The following is a 26,090-nucleotide window of genomic DNA, read 5'->3' as shown; positions in this document are numbered from 1 at the left end:
GATGTGAGAGAGAAGAGCAATACGCAATATGGATTGACGCAAGCGCAGCGCCGAATATGGTTCATGGAAATGATGAATCCGGGAACGTCTATCACGACACTTTCCGCGACCTACCAGATTACGGGCGAGATCGACACACAGCTATTGGAGCGTGCGGCGACTGAAATTGTCAAAACATATGATGCTTTCCGAATCCGCATTAGCGGGGATGTGCAGAATCCAACGCAGTGGTTCGAGGAGCCGGAGAATGTTCAAGCCAGGATAAGTCGTCTCGTCGTAGGCACAGCTGAACAATATTATGATTGGATTAAAGAAGTAAGCGAAAAGCCGGCCAGCGTGTTCGATGAACATCTCTACCAATTTACGATTATTCATTTTGCGAATGGTCAGGTATGGCTGAATTTGACGATCAATCATATTATCGCTGACGGCTTGTCTGTTAATGCGCTGCTTCATGCGGTGATGGAAAAATATCTGGAACTGCGCAAAGGAAAAGGCATTTCCGAAAGTTATCAAGCCCCCTCCTATCAGGACTATATTTCAGCAGAACAAGAATATGAGCAGTCGCCGCGTTATCAAAAAGGCAGGCAATACTGGCTGAACAAATACAGCACATTGCCAGAAACGACCGGCATTAAATCGGTTCCGCCATTCTCGATTGGCAGTGAATCCAATACACGTTTCATTACTTTGGAGGGTTCCCGTTATGAACGCATTCTGGCCTTCAGCGAACAATATCAGGTCAGTTTATATACGTTATTTATGTCTGCCATGTACGTTTTGTTATACAAGTTGACCGATAACACCGATGTTCCAGTCGGTACAGTTTTCGCCAATCGCACCAGCAAGAAGGAAAAAGAAACGATCGGCATGTTTGTCAGCACCGTAGCTACGCGCATTCAGATGAATCCGGACGAGCATGTGCTTTCCTTGCTTCAAACGGTCTCCAAGGAAAATACAGCCGATCTGCGGTATCAGAAATATCCGTATAATCAATTGATCCAGGATTTACGCGAGCAACATGGACGCAATGATCTTTCGGAGCTGTTCCGCACATCGCTGGAATATCTTCCTTTGAAAATTGAGGAATACGAAGAAATCAAGGTACGCCTGGAGGCGCACTTTGCCAGACATGAGATGGACGACTTGCTGCTGCGCTTCGACCATATGCTGAATGATGACTATATTACTCTTCATGCGTCCTACCGTACCGGTTTGTTCGAGAAGGCCGAGATTGATCGGATCATGGAGCAGTATGTAACCGTCCTGGATCAGTTTCTTCAGTTTCCCGAGCTGCCTATACGGGAGATTTCTCTGCTGAGCGATGAGGAGAGACGACGTATACTTAACGTGTTTAATCCGCCGGTGGCAGGGCTGAGCGAGGGAGAAGTGTTTCATCGGGTTGTTGAAAGGTTGGCCAGGGACATCCCGGATCATCCGGCAGTTGTTTACATGGATCAACAGCTGACCTACGGCGAATTGAATGAACGTGCCGATTGCCTGGCTTCTCTCCTTCGTGAACAGGGTGTGGGAAGGGAGACAATTACAGGCATCTGGGCGGAGCGTTCGGTGGAGCTGCTGGTCGGTGTGCTTGCCGTCTGGAAAGCCGGCGGAGCTTATGTTCCACTGGACCCCGATTATCCAGCGGAGAGAATTGAATATATGCTCAGCGATAGCGAAGCATCGGTGCTGCTTACACAGCGTCATCTGCTCGAGCGTGCCGAAGGCTGGTTGGCTGATGAGCAGTTGAAGCTTCAAGCGGTCTATGCGCTGGACGATGAACAGATGTATAAGCGGGATGCCTTGGCCGTGGAGTTTGAATCTGCGCATAGCGCCCCTCAAGATCTGGCTTATGTCATTTACACCTCGGGTACAACGGGACAACCGAAAGGCGTTATGATTGAACACGGCAGTCTTATGAATACGGCAGACGCATACCGGCGAGAGTACCGTCTGGATCAGTTCCCGGTACGGCTGCTGCAGCTGGCCAGTTTCTCGTTTGACGTGTTCGTCGGGGACATTGCGCGTACGTTGTATAACGGCGGTACGATGGTGATTGTACCCAAGGATGACCGAATTGATCCGAACCGTTTATACGGCTGGATTCGGGAGCAAAACATTACGGTATTCGAATCGACGCCTGCACTCATTCTGCCGTTCATGCAGCATATTGATGAAGAAGGGCTGCACGTTAGCTCGATGCAGCTGCTGATTACCAGCTCGGATGCTTGCAGTGTTACCGATTACCGTTGGCTGCAGGAACGATTCGGCGAACAATTCCGCATCATCAACAGCTATGGCGTTACCGAAGCGGCGATTGATAGCAGCTTTTACGATGAGCCGCTGGAGAGATTGCCATCATCGGGGCATGTGCCGATTGGCAAGGCTTGGCTGAACGCCCGATTTTATATTGTCGATGCTGCATTGAATCCAGTTCCTGTAGGGGTTCCGGGTGAGCTTGTTATCGGCGGTCCCGGGGTAGCACGCGGGTATTGGAATCGTCCCGACTTAACTGCGGAGAAGTTTGCGAACAGCCCGTTTGTGCCTGGAGAACGTCTGTACCGGACAGGTGATGTAGCCCGCTGGCTGGAGGATGGCAACGTTGATTTTATCGGCCGGATCGACTATCAGGTCAAAATTCGCGGGTTCCGAATCGAACTTGGTGAAGTAGAAACGGCCCTGTTGCGTTTTCCGGACGTCAAACATGCTGTAGTCATAGACCGCACGGATGATCAGGGGCACAAGTATTTGTGCGGCTATGTAGTAGCGGATGCATCCTTGCAGTTGAGTGATCTGCTGTTTCAATTAAAGCAAGAGCTGCCTGCACATATGGTCCCGGCCCGGCTGTTATCTCTTGATCAGCTTCCTCTCACCCCGAATGGCAAAATTGATCGCAAGGCCCTGCCTGAACCGACGGGAGAGATGGAAGCAGGCCGCGAGTATGTGGCCCCTCGCACAACACTGGAAACCAGACTTGCTCTCATGTGGCAGCAAGTGCTGGGTATAGCCAGGGTAGGGGTGCAGGATGACTTCTTCGACCTTGGTGGTCATTCCTTGCGCGCTTCTTCGCTCGTTTCCAAAATTCGAAAAGAGCTGCAAGTCGAGGTTCCGCTCCGTGATGTTTTCCGCTATACCACGATCGAGCAGCTGGCTCTAAGAATCGGCGGTTTAAAGCATCAGGAGACGTATGAGATAACAAAGGCAGCTGAGGCTGAGTACTATCCGGTTTCATCCGAGCAAAAGCGTCTGTATGTCCTGAGCCAGCTTGAAGGAGCCGACCGCAGCTACAATATGTCCGCTGCGCTTCATCTTGAAGGCAAGCTGGATCGTACGCGTGTCGAGCACGCGTTTCAGGAATTGATTCAGCGTCATGAGACGCTACGTACCGGGATCGAGCAGGTTCAAGGCGAGCTTGTGCAGCGTATCTATAACGAGGTGGAGTTTGCAGTCGATTATTATGAGGCGAGTGGGCAGGAAGTGCATCGAGTGGTAGAAGCTTATTATCGCCCGTTTGATCTGACAAAGCCACCACTTCTGCGGATTGGTCTGATCAAAGTTGCCGGAAACCGTCACATTCTGTTGTTCGATATGCATCATATTGTCTCGGATGGCATCTCGACAGCACTGCTCTTTGACGAGTTCAGTCGCTTGTATCGGGGAGAGCAGCTGGCTCCGCTGCAAATCCAATATAAAGATTATGCCGTTTGGCAGCATTCCGAAGCTTATGATCAATTGCTTCAGCCGCAGAAGGCGTACTGGCTGGAGCAGTTATCCGGCGAGCTGCCGATTCTGGACCTGCCCGCCGATTTCCCGCGGCCAGCGGTGCAGAACTTTGACGGACGTACCGTGAAGTTTTACATCGGGAAAGAGCGGACAGAGAAGCTGAAAGAGCTGGCAGCACGAACAGGCACAACGCTGTACATGGTGCTTTTGTCGGCTTATTCCATCCTGATGCACAAATATTCGGGCCAAGAGGATTTGATCATTGGAACGCCGATTGCCGGAAGAACGCAGGAGGAAGTGCAGCCCATCGTAGGCATGTTTATCAATACGCTGGCCATTCGCAGTCGTCCTGAGCGTTCCAAGCCATATCTTTCTTACTTGGAAGAAATCAAAAACATTACACTAGGGGCATTTGAACACCAAAATTATTTGTTTGAGGATTTGGTGGAAAGTCTGCAGATCCCTCGCGCAACGGGTCGGAATCCACTCTTTGATACGTTCTTCTCTCTGCAAAATACAGAGAACGAGCAAATAGTCATTGAGGGACTGGAGCAATCCTTTTATCCGTTGGAAAACCTGACCTCCAAGTTCGAGCTGCTTCTGGACATTTCGGAGCTGCATGGTCAGCTCGAATGCCGATTGGAGTATGCTACAGCTTTGTATAAACAGGAGACCGCTGAGCGGTTTGCCAGACATTATGACAAACTGTTACATACCATCGCAACGGCGCCGGACGGGGATATTGCATCGCTTGGAATGCTCACGCAGGAAGAAATCCACGAGTTGGTGCATGATTTCAACGATTTGGAGGCGGACTACCCGCGGCAGCAGACGATTCACGGTTTGTTTGAAGAGCAAGCGGAGCTTTATCCAAATAACGTTGCCGTGGTCATGAATGAGCGGCAGCTGACCTACCGCGAACTGAACGAACGTTCCAATCGTCTGGCACGAAAGTTGCGGGAGACGGGCGTTCAAGCGGATCAACTGGTAGCCATTCTCGCTGAGCGCTCACTGGATATGATTGTTGGCATTCTGGCGATTCTGAAAGCGGGCGGTGCCTACGTGCCTGTCGATCCCGACTACCCGCAGGAGCGTATCCGCTTCATGATCGAGGATTCGGGCGCACCGCTGCTGCTCATCCAAAAGCATTTGCACGGGAAAACAAACTTCGCAGGACCGCGTCTCGAATTAAATGATTTTGTTAGGGAGGATAGCTGGACAAACCACTCGGCAGATGCCAGGGATGCTTCGAATCTGGAGCCGATTTCCGGGCCGGACAACCTGGCCTATGTGATCTATACGTCGGGAACCACGGGCAAACCAAAGGGAACGTTGATTGAGCATAAAAATGTCGTGCGTCTTCTGTTTAACGATAAAAATATGTTTGACTTCGGCCCGTCCGATACGTGGACGTTGTTCCACTCGTTCTGTTTTGATTTCTCCGTCTGGGAGATGTACGGGGCACTGCTGTACGGAGGCAAGCTGGTGATTGTACCGCCGCTCACAGCGAAAAATCCAGCCGATTTCCTGGCGCTGCTGAGCCGGGAACAGGTCACGATTTTGAACCAGACCCCAACGTACTTCTATCAGCTATTACGTGAGGTTCTGGCAGAGCACCCGTATAATTTGCGGATATGCAATGTCATCTTCGGGGGGGAAGCGCTGAGTCCGCTGCTGCTCAAGGGATTCAAGACGAAGTACCCGGAAACAAAGCTGATCAATATGTACGGCATTACGGAGACGACGGTTCACGTGACATATAAGGAAATTACATGGACCGAGATCGAAGCAGCGAAGAGTAATATCGGCAAACCCATTCCAACGCTGCGTGTGTATATACTGGATGAAAACCGTCGCCCTGTGCCAATCGGCGTAGCCGGAGAAATGTATGTAGCCGGGGAAGGGCTGGCGAGAGGATATCTGAACCGCCCTGATCTGACGGCGGAGAAGTTTGTGGATTCCCCGTTTGCAGAGGGGGAGAAGCTGTACCGCTCAGGTGACCTGGCGACGTGGCTGCCGGACGGCAATATCGAATACCTGGGCCGAATCGACCACCAAGTAAAAATTCGCGGATATCGAATTGAGCTGGACGAGATCGAGACGCAGCTGATGAACGTCCGGGGTGTGGAAGAAGCCGTGGTGCTCGCCCGTCAGGACAACGGAGGTGAAAATGCGCTTGTTGCCTACTTTGTCGCGGAGCGAACGTTGACAGTTAGTGATATTAGAGCCACTCTAGCCCAGGGAATGCCGGGGTATATGATTCCGTCTTACTTTGTACAGCTGGAGCGCATGCCGCTGACGTCTAATGGAAAAGTGGACCGCAAAGCGCTGCCTGAGCTGCAAGGCAGCATGCAAACGGGCGTTGAATACGTAGCGCCGCGGAATCGAACGGAGTCCAAGCTTGTGAACATCTGGGAGGATGTACTGGGTTACTCTGGCATTGGAGTTCTGGATAATTTCTTTGAGCTCGGTGGTCACTCCTTGCGGGCGACAAGCCTTGTCAGCAAAATCAGGAAGCAAATGAATGTTGAGGTTCCTTTGCGTGACGTGTTCCGCCTTACAACGGTGGAATCCATGGCCGAGGCTATTTCCAGCTTGGAGGAAACATTGCACAGTTCAATCCCAAAAGCAGAAGAGAGAGTCTACTACCCGGTTTCCTCCGCGCAAAAAAGGCTGTTCGTCCTGCACCAGCTCGATGAGCTGGAGCTAAATTACAATCTTCCAAGTGCCTTGCAACTGGAAGGGGCGTTGAACGAAACCAGAGTGGAAGCGGCGCTGGCTGCTTTAGTGGCACGGCATGATATGCTGCGCACCGGTTTTGAAATCGTGAATGGAGAGCCGGTTCAGCACATTCATCCGTTCGTAGCGTTCAAGATCGAGAAGCTTCAGGCAAGCGAAGATCAGATTGCGGCACTGCTTGAAAGCTTCATTCAGCCTTTTGACTTGACTCGGCCGCCTTTACTGCGTGCTATGCTGATCGAGCTGGAACAAGAAAAATTTCTGCTTGTGCTGGATATGCATCATATTGGTACTGATGGCCTTTCCATGGACATTCTGCTGCGCGAATTCGTGCAGCTATACAACGGGGAGACTTTGCCTGAGCTGCGAATTCAATACAAGGATTATGCTGTATGGCAGCAATCGGAGGAGCAACGTCAATCCATCCAGCAGCAGGAGCAATACTGGCGCGGGGTATTCAGCTCTGAGCCCCCGGTTCTTGAGCTGCCGCTTGATTTCCCTCGTCCGTTCATACAGCAGTTTGACGGACAGACTCTCACGTTTGCGCTGGATGCGGAGAAAAGTGAAGCGCTCAAACGGCTGGCAGGTGACTCAGGTGCAACGCTGTACATGCTTTTGCTGGCTGCGTACTCCATATTGCTTCATAAATACACGGGGCAGGAGGATATTGTGGTCGGCACGCCGATTGCTGCCCGTTCTCACGCCGACTTGCAGCCGATTATCGGCATGTTCGTCAATACGCTAGCCCTTCTTTTGGAACCAACGGCAGAGCGGACGTTCCTGAATTACTTGCAGGAAGTGAAGGAGACGACACTTGGTGCCTATGAACACCAGGACTATCCGTTTGAGGAGCTGGTGGAAGCCCTTCAGGTAAGCCGGGATTTAAGTCGTAACCCGCTGTTTGATACGATGTTTTCTCTGCAAAAGCACGAAAGTCTGGATCTAACCATGGAAGGATTAAACTGGTCGCTGTTTGACATTGAGGAAAAGACGGCAAAGTTTGATCTTAGCTTGGATATCGTGGAAACGGGTAACGAACTGCTTTGCAAGATCGAGTATGCTACCTCTTTGTTTAGACCGGAGACGATCGTACGGCTGGCAAACCATTACGAGCAGCTTTTGTCCTCGATTCTGGCTGAGCCGGATGCACAAATTGCGGATTTGAATATTTTAACGAGTAGCGAAATGCATGATTTACTGGTCCGGTTTGACGTGTCGTGCCCGGCTCTTTCGAAGCAGTACAACACAGAGAGGGCAGGCTTGGAAGCGGATGAGTTGTGTGAGTCGTGGAGAGAGAGAACGTTCCACGAGTTGTTCGAGCAGCAGGCGGAGCGTACTCCAGAAGCGCTGGCCGTTGTCTGTGAAGACAACAAGCTGACATATGCAGAACTGAATTCCAGAGCGAATAGCCTGGCGTATGCACTGCGGGCACACGGGGTGAGACCGGAGCAGGTGGTCGGCATTCTGGCCGGGCGTTCGGTGGAGCTGCTGATCGGCGTACTCGCTGTATGGAAAGCGGGTGGCGCTTATGTGCCTCTCGACCCGGATTATCCGGCGGAACGGATCGAATATATGCTAGCAGACAGCGGGGCAGCCGTGTTGCTTACACAGACCTGTCTGCTGGAGCAGGCAGAAGCTTGGAAAAGCAATGGAGCTCTGGTACTGCAAACGGTGCTTGCACTTGACGACGCTGCGACATACAACCTCGAAGCGATAGAAACCGCTGCCGGCTTGCAAAGGCTGTGCCAGTCAGGCGCCGAGGAGAAGGTTTTGGCACCAGCGGAACCATCTGCTGCGGAAACGTCTGCCACCGCAGAAGCAAAGATCCACAGACTAACGGCAGTTCCTGCATGCAATCCGGCGAATGTGAACAAGCCACATGACTTGGCTTACGTCATCTACACCTCCGGTACAACAGGCCGGCCGAAGGGCGTGGCGGTGGAACACCGCAGTCTGGTAAACACGGCAGCAGGTTATCGGCGGGGCTATCGACTGGATCAATTTCCGATCCGGCTGTTACAACTCGCGAGCTTCTCGTTCGATGTTTTTGTGGGCGACATTGCACGGACGTTGTACAACGGAGGGACGATGGTGATCGTGCCTAAGGAAGATCGGATTGATGCAACCCGTCTCTATGGCTGGATTCGCGACTACGCCATAACGGTGTTTGAATCGACTCCAGCGTTGATCATACCGTTTATGGAGCATGTATATGCAGAAGGTTTGGACCTTAGCTCAATGCAGCTGCTTATTACAAGCTCGGATGCATGCAATGTGGCGGACTACCGCACCTTGCAGGAGCGTTTTGGCTCGCAGTTTCGTATCATTAACAGCTATGGCGTCACAGAAGCAACGATTGATTCGAGTTTTTATGACGAGCCGCTGAATAAGCTGCCGAAAACGGGAAGCGTGCCAATCGGAAAAGCGTGGCTGAATGCGAAGTTCTACATCGTGGATGCAAATATGAAGCCGGTGCCGATCGGGGTACTGGGCGAGCTGGTTATCGGCGGAGCAGGAGTCGCCCGCGGATATTTGAATCGCCCGGATTTGACGGAGGAGAAGTTCGTAGACAGCCCGTTTGTGGCTGGAGAGCGGCTTTACAGGACGGGAGATCTGGCACGCTGGATGCCTGACGGTAACGTGGATTTCATCGGACGAATCGACAATCAGGTGAAAATTCGCGGTTATCGGATCGAGCTGGGTGAGATTGAAGCAGCCATGAAAAATGTTACTGACGTAGGACAAGCACTTGTCATCGACCGCATGGACGAGCGGGGACAGAAATATTTGTGCGGTTATGTCGTAGCGAATTCGGACTTCGATCTGGATGAGCTTGTGGCTCATCTGGATGCGGCGCTGCCTTCTCATATGGTGCCTTTGCGCATGATGCGTCTGGATCATATGCCACTTACGCCAAATGGCAAGATCGACCGTAAAGCGCTGCCTGTGCCGGAAGGAAGCATGCGTTCCGAGGCTGCATACACGGCGCCGCGTACTCCTGCCGAGCAAGCACTCGCATCGGTCTGGCAGTCCGTTTTAGGCATGGAACGGGTTGGCACTATGGATAATTTCTTTGCCCTTGGCGGGGATTCCATTAAAGCTTTGCAGGTATCTTCTCGCCTTTTGCAAACGGGCTACAAGCTGGTCATGAAGGATTTGTTCCATTACCCGACGATCTCCGCCCTGAGTATGCGACTGCAAACGGTGGAGAGAACGGCAAGCCAGGCCGAAGTGGCGGGTGAGGTAGTTTTGACCCCGATTCAACGCTGGTTCTTTGAGCAAAATCCGGCCGATATACATCACAGCAACCAGGCGTTCATGCAGTTTTCCAAGCAAAGGTTTGATGAAGAAGCTCTGCGTCAGGCCGTGCGCCAGCTTATCGTGCATCACGATGCTCTCCGTACGGTTTACCGTGCAACCGAGCATGGTTATGCAGCCTGGAATCGAGGCGCGGAGGAGAACGAAGCACTGTTTGAGATGGAGATTATTGATTTCAGGGGCACGCTGGATGTACAGAAAGCGGTGGAGGCTAAGGCGAGTGAGATTCAAGCAAGCATTGATCTGGAGCATGGCCCGCTGGTGAAGCTTGGTTTGTTCCGCTGCGACGATGGTGACCACCTGCTCATTGTGATCCATCATTTGGTAGTAGACGGTGTGTCCTGGCGAATTCTGCTTGAGGATTTGGCTACCGGATATGAGCAGACACGGCAAGGGCAGCCGATCCGTCTGCCGCTCAAAACGGATTCCTTCCAGCTGTGGGCGAAACAGCTCGCTGATTATGCTAATGGTTCGGCAATCGAAAGTGAAAGAGAGCATTGGCAGTATATCGAGCAATTGGCCTATGAGCCACTTCCGAGAGATTTTGAACAAGATCGTTCCATGCTGAAGGACAGCGGGATTGTGTCTGTACGCTGGACGGCGGAGGAAACGGAGCAGCTGCTGAAGCAGGCACACCTTGCTTACCATACAGAGATGAATGATCTTCTGCTTGCCGCGCTGGGCCTTGCAGTACACGCCTGGAGTGGTCATGAACGAGTGCTGGTGAATCTCGAAGGCCACGGTCGTGAAGAACTTTTTCCAAATGTAGATATTACACGCACGGTAGGCTGGTTTACAAGCCAATTCCCTGTTGTTTTGGAGCCAGGTCACGCAGAGACTCTTGGTCATCAGGTGAAAAGGGCGAAAGAAGGCCTGCGCCGCATTCCGAACAAAGGAATCGGTTACGGCATCCTACGTTATTTGGCGGAGACACGTGGTGACGAGAGGTTTGTTTTAGAGCCGGAGATCAGCTTCAACTATCTGGGTCAGTTCGATCAGGATTACGATAGTAGCGGCTCACAACCGTCTCCGTTCAGTCCGGGTTCTGATTCGAGCCCGAATGCAGTGATGGATTTTGTGCTCGATATTAACGGTATGGTGTCAGAGGGAGTGCTGGAGCTCAACATTCGATATGGGAAAACCCAGTATAAACGGGAAACGGTAGAGCGCTTGGGAACCCTGCTCCAATCGAGCCTGCGTGAAATCATCAACCATTGTATTTCAAAAGAGAAGCCGGAGCTTACGCCTAGCGATGTACTGCTTCAAGATATGACGGTGGAGGAACTCGAGCAGCTTACGGACCATACAGCGGCGCTTGGCGAACTGGAGAATGTATACACCTTGACGCCGCTGCAAAAAGGGATGTTGTTCCACAGCCTGCTGGATGCTGATTCGGAGGCCTATTTTGAACAGGTGACCTTCGATCTGCACGGAAGCCTGAATATCGAGGCCTTCACTCAAGGTCTGGACATGCTGGTGCAGCGCAATGAAGCGCTGCGAACCAATTTTGTGACGGGCTGGAGGGACGAGCCGATTCAGGTAGTATTCCGTGAGCGGAAGTGTGAAGTGTATTTTGAAGATATACGCCCGTCATACCATGAAGACCCGGAGAAGACGATAGCCGAGTTTGTCAGTGCGGATAAAGCGAACAAGTTCGATCTGGCCCAAGGCTCTCTGATGCGTGTGACTGTCCTCCGTACAGGTGAAGAGTCCTATCATGTGATCTGGAGCCATCATCATATTTTGATGGACGGCTGGTGTATGTCTTTCATGATCAAGGAAGTATTTGACACTTATTTCGCGTTTCAGGAGAAGCGGGCACCGGAGCTTCCTCCAGTTACCTCGTACTCCCGGTATATCGAATGGCTGGAAGCTCAAGATGCTGCGAAAGCTTCGCAGTACTGGTCTGAGTATTTGGCCGGTTACGATCAGCAAACCAGACTGCCACAGGAGAAAACGCAGCTGAGACAGCATGCTTTTGAGATGGCCGAAATGGATGTAGAGCTTGGTAAAGGACTGACTGGGCAAATTGAGCGTGTAGCGCGCCAGCAGCAGGTGACACTTAATACGTTCATGCAGACCATATGGGGACTGGTGCTGCAGATATACAACAACAGCGAGGATGTCGTTTTTGGCTCCGTTGTGTCAGGGCGTCCAGCGGAAATTCCGGGCATCGAAAGCATGATTGGTCTGTTTATTAATACGATTCCTGTTCGTATTCAAGGCAAAGCGGAGCACACAGTAGCAGATATTCTGAGAACAACTCAGGACCAAGCACTGGCATCGAGAGCATACGAGACGTATCCACTGTTCGAAATTCAGTCGCTGAGCGAGCAAAAACGCGACTTGATCAATCATATTATGGTCTTTGAAAATTATCCGATGGAAGAACAGATCGAGCAGGTCGTCGGGGGTGACCAGAACGCGTTGAAAATTGCCAACATCCAATCGCCGGAGCAAACGAACTACGATCTGGACATTACCGTCATTCCAGAAGAGCAAATTTTGCTGCGGTTTACGTACAATGCGTTGACATTTGAAGCGGATGGCATCAGACAGCTTTGTGGCCATTTTGTTAGGGCACTGGAGCAAGCTGCGGTTAACCCGAATATGCGAATAAATGAGCTGCAGCTTTTGACAGCAGCGGAAAAAGAAGAAGTGGCCAGCGGGTTTAACCCGGCGCAGCCGGAAGTAGCCCATGTGGCAGCATTCCACAGGCTGTTTGAGAAACAGGCGGAATACACGCCGGAGGCAGAAGCTGTTGTGTATGAGCACGACCGCCTGACGTATGCGGAGCTGAACGTGAGGGCGAACCGTCTGGCGGCGACATTGCGCACCAGCGGCATCGGCCGGGAGTCCATCGTTGGAATTCTCGCCGAGCGTTCGGTGGACTTGCTGGTGGCTGTGCTGGCTGTCTGGAAAGCAGGCGGGGCGTATGTACCATTGGATCCGGACTATCCGGCAGACCGCGTACGTTTTATGCTGGAAGACAGCGGTGCGAAAGTATTGCTGACGCAAACACCACTGCGCGAGCGTGCCGAAGCCTGGCTGGGTGAAGCGCAGCTGGCACTGGCGAAGGTGCTGTACCTGGACGACGAAACGGCCTACAGCGAGCAGCAAGCGAATGCGCCGATGATGGGCTTAGAACAAGGCTCCAGCATAGCTTCCGGCGTAGTCTCTGGCATGGATCACTTCCATGAAGCTCGTCCGGAGGACTTGGCGTATGTGATCTACACGTCGGGAACAACCGGCAAGCCGAAGGGTGTGATGATTGAGCATCGGAGCCTGGTCAATACAGCGGCAGGCTACCGACGGGAGTACCGATTGGATCAGTTCCCGGTGCGGCTGATGCAGCTCGCGAGCTTCTCGTTTGACGTGTTTGTGGGCGATATTGCACGCACGCTGTACAACGGCGGCACGATGGTGATCGTGCCTAAGGACGACCGGATTGATCCATCCCGTCTGCACCACTGGATAGAGCGGGAGCAGGTAACTATTTTCGAATCGACACCAGCATTGATCGTGCCGTTCATGCAGTACGTGTACGAGCAGAAGCCGGATATCCGCTCGATGGAGCTGCTGATCACAAGCTCGGATAGCTGCAGCGTTGCAGATTATCGCACCTTGCAGGAGCGGTTCGGCTCAACATTCCGCATCATCAATGCGTACGGCGTGACGGAAGCTGCGATTGATTCCAGCTTCTATGACGAGCCGCTGAGCCAGCTGCCGCAGACGGGCCATGTGCCGATTGGCAAAGCGTGGTTGAATGCGAAATTCTACATCGTGGATGCACATCTGAATCCGGTGCCTGTTGGCGTGCTGGGCGAGCTGGTGATTGGCGGCGTCGGTGTGGCACGTGGTTACTTGAACCGTGCGGAGCTGACGGCAGAGAAGTTTGTGGATAGTCCATTCGTCGCCGGGGAGCGGCTGTATCGCACAGGAGATTTAGCGCGGTGGATGGAGGACGGCAATGTAGACTTCATCGGTCGAATCGACAATCAGGCGAAAATCCGGGGCTACCGGATTGAAACGGGGGAAGTCGAAGCGAAGCTGCTGAGTGCAGCTGGTGTGAAGGAAGCCGTCGTTGTTGTCATGGAAGATCAGGAAGGGCAGAAGGCGTTGTGTGCATATTATACGGTGGAAGAAGGTTTGTCGGCCGCAGATTTGAAAAGCATGATCTCCAGCGAACTGCCGGGTTACATGATCCCGTCGTATTTCGTTGAACTGGAGAAATTACCGCTAACGCCGAATGGGAAAATCGACCGTAAGGCGCTGCCAGCACCGAAAGGGGGCGGCCACGAATACGTGGCGCCTCGCACCGAACTGGAGCAGAAGCTGGCTGCCATCTGGCAGGAGGTGCTTCTTCGGGAGCAGTTGGTGGGCGTAACAGACAACTTCTTCGACCTCGGGGGACACTCTCTGCGAGCGACAACCCTTGTCAGCAAAATGCATAAAGAACTGGGTATTGAATTCCCGCTTCGCGACGTATTCCTCTACTCGACAGTCGAGGAAATGGCCGCAGCGACGGAACGGCTGGATCCCAGCGCGTTTAGTTCTATTCCGGTTGCGGAACCTGGCGAATATTATCCGCTCTCTTCCGCCCAGAAGCGTCTTTATATTTTGAATCAGCTGGAAGGAGGCGAGCTGAGCTACAATATCCCGGGAGCGATGCTGCTTGAAGGACAGCTTGACCGTCAACGGTTTGAAGAAGCGTTCCGCGGGCTTGTAGCGCGTCATGAAACGCTGCGAACCGGTTTTGAGATGGTACATGGTGAACCCGTTCAGCGGATATATGAAGATGCTGCCTTCCAGGTTGAATATGTGCAGATTAGTGAAGAGCAGGCAGAAGAAACGGTGCGTCAATTTGTTCGTGCTTTTGATCTGGCGAAGCCGCCACTTCTGCGAGTAGGTCTTGCCAAACTGGCACCGGATCGGCACATTCTGATGTTCGATACACATCATATCGTATCTGATGGCGTTTCAATGGACGTCATGATTGAGGAGTTCGTGCATTTATACAGTGGGCAATCGCTTGAGCCGCTCCGCATTCAGTACAAGGATTATGCCGTATGGCAGCAATCGGACGAGCAAAAATTGCAGCTTGCCAAGCAAGAGGCCTACTGGCTCGATACGTTCAGCGGAGAGCTGCCGGTTTTGGAAATGCCAACGGATTATCCACGTCCAGCTATGCAGAGCTACGAGGGTCATTCGTTGCAGCTGTGTATGAATCGTGAAAAAACGGAAGGCCTGAAACGACTTGCAGCCGAGAATGGAGCAACGCTGTATATGGTGCTGCTTGCAGCATATAACGTGCTTTTACACAAATATTCAGGGCAAGAAGACGTGGTAGTGGGTACGCCGATTGCGGGCAGAAATCATAGCGATGTTCAGCCTTTGATCGGGATGTTCGTTAATACTTTGGCGATTCGCAGTTATCCGGCTGCCGGGAAGACGTTCCTTGACTACTTGCAAGAGATCAAGGAGACAACGCTGGGTGCTTTTGAACATCAGAATTATCCGTTTGAAGAACTGGTGGAACAGGTGAATGTGGCTCGCGATTTACGCCGTCATCCGCTGTTCGATACGATGTTTGCTTTGCAGAATACAGAGAATGTGGAAATCCAGCTTCCAGGACTTCATTTATCGACGTTTGCCAGCGAAGAAATGGTTTCCAAATTCGACTTGAGTCTGGATGTCACAGAGATTGAGGATGGCTTGGAAGTTCTGTTTGAATACGCCACGGCTCTATATAAAACGAAAACGGTGGAGCAATTGGCTGCCCACTACTTGCAGGTGCTTGAATCCATTCTCTGCAACCCGTCAGCAACAATTGCCGAATTGGATATGTTGACGGGAGCGGAAAAAGAAGAAATCATCAGCGGGTTTAACCCGGCGCAGCCGGAAGCAGCCCCTGTGGCAGCATTCCACAGGTTGTTCGAGAAACAGGCCGAACGCACGCCGGAGGCAAAAGCTGTTGTGTATGAGCACGACCGCCTGACCTATGCGGAGCTGAATGTGCGGGCGAACCGTCTTGCGGCGACACTGCGCACAAGCGGTATCGGCCGGGAGTCCATCGTCGGCATTCTCGCCGAGCGTTCGGTAGACCTGCTGGTGGCTGTGCTGGCTGTCTGGAAAGCAGGCGGGGCGTATGTGCCACTGGACCCGGATTATCCGGCAGACCGCGTACGTTTTATGCTGGAAGACAGCGGTACGAAAGTATTGCTGACGCAAACACCACTGCGCGAGCGTGCCGAAGCCTGGCTGGGTGAAGCGCAGCTGGCACTGGCGAAGGTGCTGTACCTGGACGACGAAACGGCCTACAGCGAGCAGCAAGCGAATGCGCCGATGATGGGCTTAGAACAAGGCTCCAGCATAGCTTCCGGCGTAGTCTCTGGCATGGATCACTTCCATGAAGCTCGTCCGGAGGACTTGGCGTATGTGATCTACACGTCGGGAACAACCGGCAAGCCGAAGGGTGTGATGATTGAGCATCGGAGCCTGGTCAATACAGCGGCAGGCTACCGACGGGAGTACCGATTGGATCAGTTCCCGGTGCGGCTGATGCAGCTTGCGAGCTTCTCGTTTGACGTGTTCGTGGGCGATATTGCGCGCACGCTGTACAACGGCGGCACGATGGTAATTGTGCCTAAGGACGACCGGATTGATCCATCCCGTCTGCACCACTGGATAGAGCGGGAGCAGGTGACTATTTTCGAATCGACGCCTGCATTGATCGTACCGTTCATGCAGTACGTGTATGAGCAGAGGCTGGATATCCGTTCGATGGAGCTGCTGATCACAAGCTCGGATAGCTGCAGCGTTGCAGATTATCGCACCTTGCAGGAGCGGTTCGGCGCATCGATCCGCATTATTAACGCTTACGGCGTGACGGAAGCGGCCATCGACTCCAGCTTCTACGACGAGCCGCTGACCCAGCTGCCGCAGACGGGCCATGTGCCGATTGGCAAAGCATGGCTGAATGCGAAATTCTACATTGTGGATGAACATCTGAATCCGGTACCTGTTGGCGTGCCGGGCGAGTTGGTGATTGGCGGCATCGGTGTGGCACGTGGTTACTTGAACCGTGCGGAGCTGACGGCAGAGAAGTTTGTGGACAGTCCATTCGTCGCCGGGGAGCGGCTGTACCGCACAGGAGATCTGGCGCGGTGGATGGAGGACGGCAATGTAGACTTCATCGGTCGAATCGACAACCAGGCGAAAATCCGGGGCTACCGGATCGAAACGGGTGAGATTGAGTCGCAGCTGCTGCAGGTGGCAGGTGTGCGTGAAGCGGTGGTGCTGGTTCGAAGTGATGCAAACGGGCAGAAGGCGCTGTGTGCTTACTATACAACGGATAGCGAACTGCTGGCGATTGACATAAAACGGGCGATCTCCAGCGAGCTGCCAGGTTACATGATCCCGTCTTATTTTATCGAACTGGAGCATTTACCTCTGACACCAAACGGAAAAATCGACCGAAAGGCGCTGCCGACGCCGGAAGAGGCAATAAGTGCAGACCGTGAATACGTGGCACCGCGTAACGAGTTGGAAACAAAGCTGGCGGCAATCTGGAAGGACGTGTTGGGGCTAGCGAAGGAAATTGGTGTTCACGACAACTTCTTCGATCTCGGCGGTCACTCCCTGCGAGCAACAACGTTGGTTAGCAAGGTGCATAAAACGTTGAGCGTAGATCTGCCTTTGCGCGATGTGTTCCGGCATTCGACCGTTGAGGCGATGGCTGAAGCAATCAGTCGATTGGAGCAGCAGGAATTTCTCTCTATTCCGGTGCTGGATAAGCAGGATTGCTACCCACTTTCCTCCGTGCAAAAACGGCTTTATATCCAGCAGCAGATGCAAGGTGCCGAGCTAAGTTACAATATGTCTGGCATGACGGTGCTCGTCGGGGGCTTGGAACGGGAACGATTCGAGGCAGCGCTCAAGGGCTTAATCGCGCGTCACGAAATCTTGCGAACCGGCTTCGACATGGTTGACGGGGAACCGGTGCAACGCATTTATGCGGACTTGGAGTTTGCCGTAGAGTATACAAAAGCAACAGAAAGTGAAACGAAATGCATAGCAGATGCCTTTGTACGTGTCTTCGATTTGCATTTGCCACCACTGCTGCGCGTGGGCTTGGTTGAATGGGAAGCGGAGCGCCATCTGCTTATGCTGGACATTCATCATATCGTCACGGATGGCATGTCAATGGGCATCTTCGTCGAAGAACTGCTGCGTCTGTATAACGGTGAGACGCTGGAGCCACTTCGGATTCAGTACAAGGAGTTTGCCGCTTGGCAGCAATCTGAACATGTGAAAGATCGGTTGAAACGTCAGGAAGCCTACTGGCTGGGAATGCTGAATGGTGATCTGCCAACGCTTGAACTGCCTACGGACTTTGCCAGACCTGCTGTTCGCAGTTTTGAGGGAGATGTGCTGCCTTTCAGTATTAACAAGCAGATGACCGAAAGCTTGCAGCGCATTGCAGATGAGAACGGTGCTACCCTGTATATGGTGTTATCGGCTGTCTATTCCGTCCTGCTCAGCAAATATTCGGGACAAGAAGACTTCATTGTAGGGACGCCGGTGTCGGGTCGCACCCATGCCGACCTGGAGCCGCTAATCGGAATGTTTGTTAACACATTGGCGATTCGCCATTATCCTTCAGGTGAGAAGACGTTCCTTGCTTACTTGAACGAAGTCAAAGAAACGATGCTGGGCGCCTATGACCACCAGGATTATCCGTTTGAGGAGCTTGTGACGAAGCTGCAAGTACCGCGCGATCAAAGCCGCAATCCAGTGTTTGATGTCATGTTTGCTCTGGAAACGAAGGAAGATAACGTTCAAAGCTTTGGAGATATCCAGATCGAATCTTATCCGGAAAAACATACAGTTTCCCAATTTGATCTGACCTTGATCATTTCGATGCTGGATGAGGGCATGAACGGGCAATTCGAATATGCCACGAAGTTGTTTACACGCAATCTGATCGACAATTTTGCTCAGGACCTGCTTGTGATCATTGAACAAATTGGCGAACAGCCTTCAATGCTGCTCAAGGATGTTTCTCTGAAAGGGCCATCCGAACAGGAGCAAGATGAGTTAGAGACGATCGATATTATGTTCTAATCCTTTACCCGGTTTGGGTGTATACCGTATGTTCCTCGGTATGCATCCTGCCGGGTGTTTTAAGTTTAGAAAAGGAGAATTTAACAATAAAGGCCGCAGGTCTAGATTTAAACACTTTGAATTCAACAATGACTCATTCAGTTATATGACTCAACAAATGCAAATAATGCTGTCTCAGTGATTCCTTTAACGAATCAGGTGCAACAATCTGAATAGAAGTGCCGTAACCTGCGAGATAGCTCACGATGAAATCCAGTTCATGGGGTTCATAGGTCCCGACGAGCATTTGCATACCGTGATGTTCTTCAATGTGCATAGATGGAAAGTGGTTCTGACGAAATAACTCCATTCCTGTCTCATTAATCCTGCATTGAAACGAAATCGCCTGGTCCGACGGTTTCCATAAGGCATGAAGATGCTCTGCATGTAGATCGGCAACCTGCTTAACAGGCTCAATATCAGTTAAGAATGCCGTTATAATGCGATCACAGCGAAATACACGGTAAGCTTTCTTTTTCAGGTCATACGCCTGACAGTACCAGTAGCCTTTACTGGCGTACAGTGCAATGGGCTGAATGATACGGGGACCGTTATCCGAATACGTCATCTGAATGACCTGCTGCTGCACAGCTGCCATTAATAGAAGCTCCAGGTGGGAGCTGTCCTTGATTTGTTCGGTATGTTTGAAGATGACACGCTGCTGCATATTGTGAATATTGTCCCGCTGCTTGTCAGATAGTGCCGCCATAAACTTCTGATGAACGGAATCAAATGTCGTCTGGAATGGCAGGCTGGAGAAGCTGCGAAGCGCCTGCATGGCAAAATACAGGGCATGAAGCTCATCGGTGTTAAAAGAGATCGGAGGCAGCTGCATCTGCTGGAGCAGCCGATAGCCGCCGTAACGTCCATATTCAACATAGATGGGCGCACCCATCTCTTCCAAAGACGCAATATCTCGCAGAGCCGTGCGTTTGGAGATGTGGAACTCCTGCATCAGCTCAGGCAGGGTGAAGTGTTGTTTTTGATTAATGAAGCGAAGCATGTGGTGTAAGCGTTCTGTTTTTTTCACCAGGCTGTACCCTATCCTTTCAATGGTGCCGTGAATTGGCACCTTTATTCGTTATAGTCCTAAGTGTAAGGCAAACGAATAGAGGAGGCAATTCAGATGAAGTATGAAGTTATTCCATTCCTGTCCATGAACGGTGATGCGGCGAAGGCCATTGCATTTTATGAGAAAACGTTAGGTGCGAAGGTGCTTTTTCGCAAGAGCTACAAGGAAATGAAAGAGATGAGTCCTGAGTTCACGTATCCCGAAGGCCAGGATGAGTTTGTCACACATTCTGTATTGCAGGTTGGGGTAAACAAATTAATGATTGCGGAAGAAGCGATGGATGCGGAAAGGCCTTGGGAATCGGGGAACAGTATTTCAATGTGCATTCAGTCTCGAGATCAAGAGCAGATCGACCGATTATATGAGGAATTATCGCAGTATCCAGGGGTAAAGGTGCTTGTGCCATATAAACGGAATGAATTCAGCCCCGGCTATGGCATCGTTCGTGATCCGTTTGGTGTTGTCATACAGCTGTGTGTTACAGTGCATGATTTTTGATCATTATCATTTTCACTTAACAACTGTTTTCAGATTTATCATGCTAAAGAAGAGTAGATGGGGATATGAATCTCCAGCTACTCTTCTTTTTTAATATATATGGTGCAGCATGTGAGTTTTGTCCTGGAAAGCAGATACAATTTGGTATATGATCTGGCCCGTAACGTTTAATTCGTAGAAGGCTGTATATGCGTGAAAAAAATATATTTTGAGATTCATGCAATTCAGTGATCCAAAAGTCCCGAATCGGGGTATCAATACCTAGAGTCAAATGCAGGAATGAAGGTGCGTTAAAGGGAAAACAGTGATTTGCACTTGTCATCCATCTGCATCAGGCAAGCAGTGACAATATATAACGTTATTGACTACGGGACGGATTGTGGGGGATTTAGATGACTTTATTGGGGACTATGGAGCAGGATGAGGTTACGGACGCACTGGTGATCAAAGCGCTGGAGAAAAGCTTGGCCATTATCCGTTTTGATGTAAATCGCAAGGTTACATACGTGAATGAAGTGTTTGCTTCAACGATGGGGTATACCAAGGAAGAGATGTATGGCATGCATCATCGTCAATTATGTTTTGGCAAATTTACAGACAGTCCGGCGTATGAGGAGTTTTGGAGAAGTATTTTGAACGGGAAAAGTTTTCAGGACAAGGTGGAGCGAATGGATGCCGGAGGGCAGCCCGTATGGCTCGAAGCTACATACATGCCGGTATATGATGAGAATAATCAAAAAATTGTTGGAGTCTGCAAGATGGCAACGAATATTACAAATCGTCAGAATAATATAACAACTGTTGTGCAGGAGCTGAAGGCACTCTCCCAGGAATTAAACGAGCAGGCCGATGCGGGCATCGGTCGAAGCCATGAGCTGTTGTCCAGCGTTGCTTATATCTCGGAGGTGTCGGCAACAAATCAGTCTACACTTACTCATCTTCAGGAACAGGCTGGCTCGATTCAAGGTGTGGTACGCACGATTCGGGAAATATCATCCCAGACACAGCTGCTGGCACTGAATGCAGCGATTGAAGCTGCACATGCAGGAGAGTTTGGAAGAGGCTTCGATATTGTAGCGAAGGAAGTGCGCAAGTTGTCTGCGATGGTGGAAAATTCCATTAATGAGATTCGGGATAGTGTCATGGGTATAACCAAGGAAATTACGAATATCACCAACGGCACCAAAAAGGTGGAGCAGTACGTGCAGCATAGCAATGAGAGAATTGAGATTGCGTTACAGGATTTCAAAACAATCGCAGACGCAGCTCGCCTGCTTGATGACAAGGCACAGCATGTGACTCGAATAGTGTAAGTTGAATATCAAAACGATTCTGCTCCGTGCAGGGTCGTTTTTTTTGTTGTTCAAGAAAATAAAAGAAAGCGTTCTATTGGATGTAATGCCAAAAACACGGAATTTTTGCGGGTAAACAGGACACAATAATTCCGGAATACCTGTAGCTTGATTTTTGCAGAGAGGGAGGCGGAGGACATGTGGTCTAAAATTATATCGTATATTCCTGAATGGCCGATATGGGTTCAGGCTATGCTGGTATTCATTGTACCCGTGATTATTACGCTGATCTGGAGATGGTTGAATACGGCTGTAAAGAGAGGCAGCTTTTCTCGTTCCACCAAGCCTTCCATCTCCTCCAGAGATATTTCGCCCGCAGAGACAGGCACAGGACCGGGTACAGAGACAGGACATTATGCAAACATCAAATTAACAGGCGAATATGCAACAGATATGACAAGTGTGAAAGAAACTTTTGCCAAAAATGCAGATGTACATATTCGCGAGTTTACGATCAGAGGTACAAACACAAGGGCTGCTGTGATGTATACCGAAGGATTGGTGGATCAGGAATTAGTTGATGAGCATTTGATTACACCGTTAATGACGGATGGTGTGCCTGAACTGAAACAGGAGGGTTTTGTGCATCCGGAGAATCGTCAGGCGCTGTCCAGCTATCTCCAGAACCAACTACTGCCTGTCAGCCAGATTCAGGAGACAGGTTCGCTGCAGGAGTTTGCACTCGGTGTACTGGTTGGGAAAAATGGGCTGCTGGTGGACGGTATGCCGGGCGGTATGCTGATTGGCACGTCGAAGGGCAAGACGCGAAGCATTGATGAGCCGTTATCCGAAGCATTGCTGCGGGGACCGCGAATTGGATTTACGGAGCAATTGAGTGACAATACAGGCATTCTGCGTCGGTATGGCAGCGATCAGAGCTTGTTCATTGAAAAGATTGAGGTAGGCTCGCGCATTAAAAAAGACCTCGCCATCGCTTACATTCAGGACATTGCTGACCCGAAACTGGTGGCAGAAGTCGAGAAGCGCATTCGTGAGATGGATATGGACAATTTCCTTGAATCGGGTTATGTCGAGCAATTGATTGAAGACAATACGCTGAGTCCGTTCCAGCAAATATTAAATACGGAGAGGCCTGACCGGGTGATTGGTGCCCTGCTGGAAGGACGGGTGGCGATTTTACTGGACGGGACGCCATTTGTACTTGTTGTACCCGTGACTTTCAGCATGCTGCTGCAATCTCCCGAGGATTATTATGAGCGCTGGATACCTGGTACTTTTCTACGTATGCTGCGCTTTCTATCTGCCATGCTGGCTTTGCTTGCGCCCGCCCTGTATATCTCGTTTATCTCATTTCATCCAGGTCTGATTCCCACCAAGCTAGTGTTGACTATCATTGAGACGAGGACAGGAGTGCCTTTCCCATCCCTTATTGAAGTATTAATTATGGAGCTGTCTATTGAAATTCTGAGGGAAGCGGGGATTCGTCTCCCTAAGCCCATTGGACCTGCGATGGGAATCGTTGGGGGTCTCATTATTGGTCAAGCAGCGGTACAAGCAGGCATTATCAGTCAGTTTCTGGTCATCGTGGTGGCCGTTACGGCAATCTCTTCTTTTACGATTCCGGTGTACAGCGCAGGATTAACACTACGGATTTTGCGGTTCGCTGCCATGTTCAGTGCTGCAGTGCTCGGATTGTATGGCGTAGTCATGTTCTTTCTGCTGATATGTACACATCTAGCGAGGTTAACAAGCTTTGGTGTTCCATATGTGGCACCAGCTGTCCCATATCGTATGAGTGACTGGAAAGATTTCATCATGCGAGCACCGCTTTCTATGATGAGAAGACGTCCCGAGATGATGAATACAGTGGATGAGGATCGGAAGAAGTAGGCAGGCATTGCGCTTGAATCAATTGTAAGCGTGGAGGTGTAGTGAAGTGAAAGACGCTCAGGGGAAAATAAGTACTACACAGGCGGTTGTGATTATCGTCAATTATATGCTGGGTGCAGGGATATTAACGCTGCCACGAACGATGAGCAAAGCGGTGGGAACACCTGACGTCTGGATCTCCATCATTCTGTCCGGGCTGATCATCATAGGAGTGGGTATCATTCTTGTGACCTTATGCCGCAGATTTCCCGAAAAAACAGTTTTTCAATTCACAAGGGAAATTACCGGGCGCTGGATCGCGTACATTCTGGGATGTGCGATGATCTTGTATTTTATGATAATTGCTGCCTTCGAGATCAGAGTAATGGCTGATGTAACCGGCATGTATTTGCTTGAGCGTACTCCTACGTGGGTGATTGTGATGGTGTTTATGTGGATTGGCATCTATCTCATCTCTGGCGGATTATCTGTGATCCTGCGTGTATTTGAGATCATTCTGCCCATTACACTGGTCATCTTTGTTATGGAAATTCTGCTTAGCAATCAATTGTTCGAGATCAGCAATTTAAGGCCTGTTTTGGGTGAAGGACTCTTGCCGGTCATTAAGGGCTTGAAGCCATCGCTGCTGTCTTATACAGGTTACGAGGTTATGCTAGTCATTACGGCATATATGCAGAATCCGAAAAAAAGCAATAAAGCGATAACATGGGGCATAGCTGTCTCCACTGCTATATACCTCATTACAGTTGTTATGGTTGTAGGAAGCCTTTCACTTGACGGAATCAAAACGAGAACATGGCCGACGCTGGATTTGGTGCGAAGCTTTGAAATACAAGGCTTGATCTTTGAGCGCTTTGAATCGCTCCTGCTGGTCATCTGGATTATGCAGATTTTTTCCACGTTTGCAATTACCCATTATTGTGCATCAGTAGGCATTCGTGACTTATTCAAGACCAAAAAAATGGGCAAGATTATGTATGTTCTGCTGCCTGTTATATATATAGCGGCGATGATGCCGAAAAATGTAGATGAAACTTTCGCACTTGGCGATATGCTGGGTAACGCTTCTGTTCTGTTGTTCGCCATCTTGCCTTTGATCCTGTTGATCATAAGCATGATACGTAAAAAAGGAGGCAAGCACGCATGATTTTCTTTCGCCTGCTGGGACGGATCGCTTGCGTTGTGACCATCCTGAGTCTACTCTCAGGCTGCTGGAGCAGTAGAGAGATCGAGGATTTGAGCTTGTACGTTGCGCTGGGTATTGACGTGGGTCAAGAAACCGAGTTTGAGAAAAAAATTGCGGAGCAGGGAGGACGTTATCCCAAGCTGGACAATGTAACAGCAACCGTTCAGATCGCCCCAGGGTACTCCAGTAGCCAAAAAAGTGAACAGCCCGGTTCACCTGCATCCGGTAAAACGTCCTATTTGAATGAACGACTTACCGGTGATTCCTTGCTGCAGATTTTCCGTCAGTTTGCCTTGCGCCGTGATCGCCCGCTCATTGGACATCACCTCAAGGTTATTGTGATTTCCAAGGATATTGCCAAAAAGTATGGGTTGGACCAGCTGCTGGATTTCATCCTGCGGGATAACGATATTCGCCCGAACTGTCTGGTACTGATCAGCCATCACCGGGCAGTGGATGTGCTAACCTCTAACGATCCATCACGCATTCCGGCGTTCTATCTCACCGGGATTACGAATAATTCTAACGTCTCCAACAAAATTCTGGAGCCTGTATCGCTCGCGAAGCTTGATGCCCAGATGCAATCCGGGTCGAGTTTTCTATTGCAGAATGTACTGAACTACAACGGGGAGGACAAGTTCTCGGGCGGCAGCATTTTTGATGCTAAAGACAAGAAATTTATTGGTGAGCTTAGTCAAACGGATCTGGAGGCCCTTTCCTGGCTCAGACCTAATCAAAAGGGCGGAGTCATCAAGACCTACAGCAAAGAAGGATTTACGGTGGTCTATGAGATCAAAAAGAAAAGAACAAAGATTATTCCGAAAGTGGATGGTGACAACATTTCATTCCACATTAAAGCCGAATCCGAGGGATGGATGATGGAGGATTGGCGATCCCCGGAGAAGGAGGAGAAGGGAGCGTATCGGGATGAACTGGAAAAGGATTTTGCAAAATTGGTCGAGCAGCAGATTAAGCAGATGCTGTATAAACTCCAGCATACGTATCAGGTGGATGTTGCCGATTTTCGGGACACGATTCGAATTAAATATCCGAAGACGTGGAAGAGGGTGAAGGATCACTGGGATGAGATATTTGCGAAGGTGCCCATCACATATGAGATCAAGACCAGAATTGTGAATCCGGGGTCTTCTACAGAGTAGCTTGTTGGAATAATGTAGGGGAGCAT

7 protein-coding genes are annotated in these 26,090 nt (G+C 50.6%); 6 read left to right on the top strand and 1 reads right to left on the bottom strand.

From position 1 onward, the window contains the following. Positions 1 to 63: 63 nt before the first annotated feature. A complete protein-coding gene (locus tag ACQSGY_RS26140; RefSeq protein WP_427181557.1) occupies positions 64 to 18,906 on the top strand; it encodes a non-ribosomal peptide synthase/polyketide synthase in 18,843 nt (6,280 codons plus the stop codon). A 133-nt stretch (positions 18,907 to 19,039) separates the two neighbouring features. Here ACQSGY_RS26140 and ACQSGY_RS26135 read toward each other — a convergent pair whose 3' ends face one another. Continuing rightward, positions 19,040 to 19,975 (bottom strand): helix-turn-helix transcriptional regulator, encoded by a 936-nt coding sequence (locus ACQSGY_RS26135; RefSeq protein ID WP_427181546.1) that lies wholly within the window; start codon positions 19,973 to 19,975, stop codon positions 19,040 to 19,042. A gap of 96 nt (positions 19,976 to 20,071) precedes the next feature. Here ACQSGY_RS26135 and ACQSGY_RS26130 point away from each other — a divergent pair, with 96 nt between their 5' ends. The 5 genes from ACQSGY_RS26130 to ACQSGY_RS26110 all read left to right on the top strand — a co-directional run bounded on the left by ACQSGY_RS26130 (position 20,072) and on the right by ACQSGY_RS26110 (position 26,064). Beyond that, positions 20,072 to 20,515 carry a VOC family protein gene (locus ACQSGY_RS26130; protein WP_427181545.1) on the top strand — a complete coding sequence of 148 codons (444 nt, stop codon included), beginning with the start codon at positions 20,072 to 20,074 and terminating at the stop codon, positions 20,513 to 20,515. 392 nt (positions 20,516 to 20,907) lie between these two features. Beyond that, the gene (locus ACQSGY_RS26125; RefSeq protein WP_427181544.1) at positions 20,908 to 21,828 is read left to right on the top strand and encodes a methyl-accepting chemotaxis protein; all 921 of its coding nucleotides are present in this window, start codon (positions 20,908 to 20,910) and stop codon (positions 21,826 to 21,828) included. Positions 21,829 to 22,005: 177 nt separating this feature from the next. Then, complete coding sequence (locus ACQSGY_RS26120; protein ID WP_427181543.1) at positions 22,006 to 23,718, top strand: spore germination protein; 1,713 nt, start codon at positions 22,006 to 22,008, stop codon at positions 23,716 to 23,718. Between the two features lie 46 nt (positions 23,719 to 23,764). Further along, on the top strand, positions 23,765 to 24,865 hold the full coding sequence (locus tag ACQSGY_RS26115; RefSeq protein WP_427181542.1) for a spore germination protein: 1,101 nt from the start codon (positions 23,765 to 23,767) through the stop codon (positions 24,863 to 24,865). Further along, positions 24,862 to 26,064 carry a Ger(x)C family spore germination protein gene (locus ACQSGY_RS26110; protein WP_427181541.1) on the top strand — a complete coding sequence of 401 codons (1,203 nt, stop codon included), beginning with the start codon at positions 24,862 to 24,864 and terminating at the stop codon, positions 26,062 to 26,064. Before ACQSGY_RS26115 ends, ACQSGY_RS26110 begins: the two co-directional genes overlap by 4 nt. The last annotated feature ends 26 nt before the right edge of the window (positions 26,065 to 26,090 follow it).

It is taken from the genome of Paenibacillus sp. TC-CSREp1, assembly GCF_050171015.1.
In the GTDB taxonomy this organism is placed as follows: Bacteria; Bacillota; Bacilli; order Paenibacillales; family Paenibacillaceae; genus Paenibacillus; species Paenibacillus silvae.
This window is presented reverse-complemented; position numbering and strand designations above follow the sequence as displayed.

Coding starts and splice junctions, on each gene's coding strand:
- ACQSGY_RS26110 (WP_427181541.1), top strand. CDS start 24,862: ATGATTTTCTTTCGCCTGCTGGGACGGATCGCTTGCGTTGTGACCATC.
- ACQSGY_RS26125 (WP_427181544.1), top strand. CDS start 20,908: ATGACTTTATTGGGGACTATGGAGCAGGATGAGGTTACGGACGCACTG.
- ACQSGY_RS26130 (WP_427181545.1), top strand. CDS start 20,072: ATGAAGTATGAAGTTATTCCATTCCTGTCCATGAACGGTGATGCGGCG.
- ACQSGY_RS26140 (WP_427181557.1), top strand. CDS start 64: ATGGAAATGATGAATCCGGGAACGTCTATCACGACACTTTCCGCGACC.
- ACQSGY_RS26120 (WP_427181543.1), top strand. CDS start 22,006: ATGTGGTCTAAAATTATATCGTATATTCCTGAATGGCCGATATGGGTT.